The sequence below is a fragment of the Nostoc sp. UHCC 0251 genome (assembly GCF_034932245.1).
Classification (GTDB): Bacteria; Cyanobacteriota; Cyanobacteriia; order Cyanobacteriales; family Nostocaceae; genus Nostoc.
In genome coordinates this window covers 1-2,784 of sequence record NZ_JAYGHD010000236.1, presented here as the reverse complement: position 1 = coordinate 2,784, position 2,784 = coordinate 1, and the positions used below count along the sequence as shown (strand labels likewise).

Genomic DNA, 2,784 nt, shown 5'->3' with positions numbered 1-2,784 from the left:
GGGGAGATTTGACACCCCGTGGTGAGAGTGGTCAAGTGTACGTGCGAAAAGCCAAAGGCAGTAAAAATCGCACAATTCTCATCAAGCAGAAACTCTGGACGGAATTAATGGAGTTCAAAGCTTCGGCTCACTCCAATCAAGCAGTGTTTCCAAGTCAAAAGGGGGGACACCTCGACCGTCAAAACTTGCACCCGATTGTCAAAGCAATCGCACTCGAAGCCGGATTAAGCGAACTGGTTTCGGCTCACTGGTTACGTCATGCCCACGGTTCTCACGCTATTGAGCGCGGGACTAATCCAGTACTGGTGAAAGAAACTTTGGGTCATGCCAATTTAGCCATCACCGATCGCTATCTCAAGGCTAGACCGAATGACAGTAGCGCTTTGAACTTGATGGATCTTTGACATTTACACAAACTCTAAGATTTGAACCAGTGAGAATGCAGCACAAATAAGAACCAGTGGCATCGATTGTTACTGGAAACTAAGCAGAAAAACTGCTTTCAAATGCCAAAGGGATTTTTCCCTAGCTAGCCCCCTCCATAGGCAACACTTCTTCAGAGAGCCATTCATAAAATTCAGGAACTTGAGATTCCACAAGTCGCAGTTCATCAAGAGCGATCGCTTCAAGTTCCAGCACCGTCTCCCAGCGCAAATCCTCATCCCATCGCTTAAGGATGCCTTTAATTGCCTCAACTCCACGAGAAATACCAGAGCGAAGTATTTCTACGCAGTGGAGTAGCGTAATGCGATCAGTGAAGAGAGCAGAGGGGAAAGAACTTGTACAAATTTCTTCTTTGTTTCTCAACTCCTCAACTCCTCTGCTCTCATCGGTAGTATCCTCACCCTGGCAATGGGAGTTCCCTATAGCATCAAGGGGGGGGGCGGATACGGGCTGCTGATTAGGGTCTACACTGTATTGAGACTGGGTTTGAGCAGGATAATAGGTTCGATTTTCTTTTTGATTACGCTTCGTTTCACGATGAGCAATTACATGCATTGCAAATTCTAATTCCTCTTTAGATAAAGAGAAAAGTTTCACCTGTTGACCGCGCTTGCCCTGCTTACGGAAGGTCAACTTTAGCCCCAGCTGCTCGACTAAAGTTCCTAGCAACCAAATAGGTTTACAGTCTAGGGGAATAGTAAACCCAAGAATTGCTTTGACGTGAGCAGCACAATGTATAGCAATCTCCGTCATCTTGAGTAAGGTGGAATCGTCGGCAGTAACTTCATCACCCTTCATTAAAGAAGTGAGAATTTGATGCAGCCCCAGGTTAAATCTAGCCAGCCACCGTGCCGAGTAATTGCCCCAGTCGATGCACAAAGGTAGATTGTCGCGCTCGGTGCGGTCTTTTTGGGTGACAATTGTTGGTGGTGTAGGATAACTTTGCCCAGTTTTGGGGTCAGTAAACGATTCTTCGGGTGGGGCTAAAATGGCCTCAAGTCCAGCAATTGCTCTAATTAAGCGACCACCTTTATCCATTTCTACGAGCGATTCGGTTACTTCGATGCCGTAAGAATCAGAAATGCGGAACTTTTCACATTCAAAAATTTCATTAGGGTCAAGGTAATCTTTGCTCTGACGGGCACGGTACTCGCTCAAAGTAATATTCTTGGCCTTGGCAACAGACGAATTGTGGGCACTATCCAAAGCTTGTGCTGCTGCTTTAAGACTTTCGAGAGATTGAGGATCTGAATCACTTCCCACATATATAAATGTATTGCCCATTTCGGTGAGGAGCGATCGCAAGTCATCACGCAGATTATTGAGAGAATAGTGGCGGTTGCCAAGAATTTGGCAGTAAGCCTCAAGCGCCCAATCTTTCTCTGCGCCGCGCTTGCCTGTTTGACGGTCAATCCGCAACAGAAAAGCAGTCACTTCATTGGTTTGGAGAAGGCGTTCTTTAATCTTGGCGGCATTAGTATCTTGGTATCCAAATGGGGGGCGCGGGGCTACCCAAACGTGAAACGGGACTTTGGGGCGATAACGGTAAAGTTGTTGGGCGCACTCGGTAGCAGTTTGGGAAGCGCCGTGAAACACACCAAATACAACATCAAAATGATACTCCGAAATATCGACACCAGTTCCCAGACTGGGAGAGGTGAACAAGGCATCAAAGTTTTTAACGGCGTTGGTGATATCTTTGATGAAAGCAACATTTTCATCACTGCCAGAATTGTCAGAGTGAACCGACCAAATACGCCATTTTTGTGGTGTATGTGATTTTTCGGAGTTAGATTCTTCGCACTTGATAGTAAAGGATTTGTCGAGTTTTTTGATAAAACGCTTACTGTCGCTGGCAACCATAACTTTTTCTCCAAGCATCAACGCTGCCGAGATTTGGGCGACTAGGGCGCTTGAATTATCCCCCTCGTACCAATAAATTGTGCGTGAACCGTTTCGCCATTCGTTTTTAATGATGTAAGGTACTTCACCTTTTGGTCGCATGGAGCGGAAGAAATCCACAGTCAGGTCATCCATGTGTGCATCAGCGATGACGACCAGTGGCGCGTTGTATACTATATATTCCAGTACTTCAAGTATTGCTGCACGGTGCTGTTTGCAAGTATTACTGTGCAGTAGGTGGGTGAGGTATTGGCAAGCTTCATCTATAAATATGCAGCCGTAGGTGAGAGACTGAGTATTGAGTTTGTGCAAGCTGTCAATAGTAATACTAAGGGCTTGGGACTGGGCTAAACCTGTGTAACCCAAGTCGGAATACATCGCCGTCCGCAAGCGTTCGGCAAGATTTTTCAGCAAATTTACGCGATGCCCATTGTTGAG

2 protein-coding genes are annotated in these 2,784 nt (G+C 46.2%); one reads left to right on the top strand and one right to left on the bottom strand.

All coding sequences use genetic code 11. The features are described from left to right. On the top strand, window positions 1-404 hold a 404-nt coding region (locus VB740_RS17760), incomplete at its 5' end, for a tyrosine-type recombinase/integrase (protein WP_323201279.1). Between the two features lie 121 nt (window positions 405-525). Here the strand turns inward: VB740_RS17760 and VB740_RS17755 are convergent. Beyond that, window positions 526-2,784 (bottom strand): plasmid replication protein, CyRepA1 family (locus tag VB740_RS17755; RefSeq protein WP_323201278.1); only part of this gene is annotated, 2,259 nt, incomplete at its 5' end.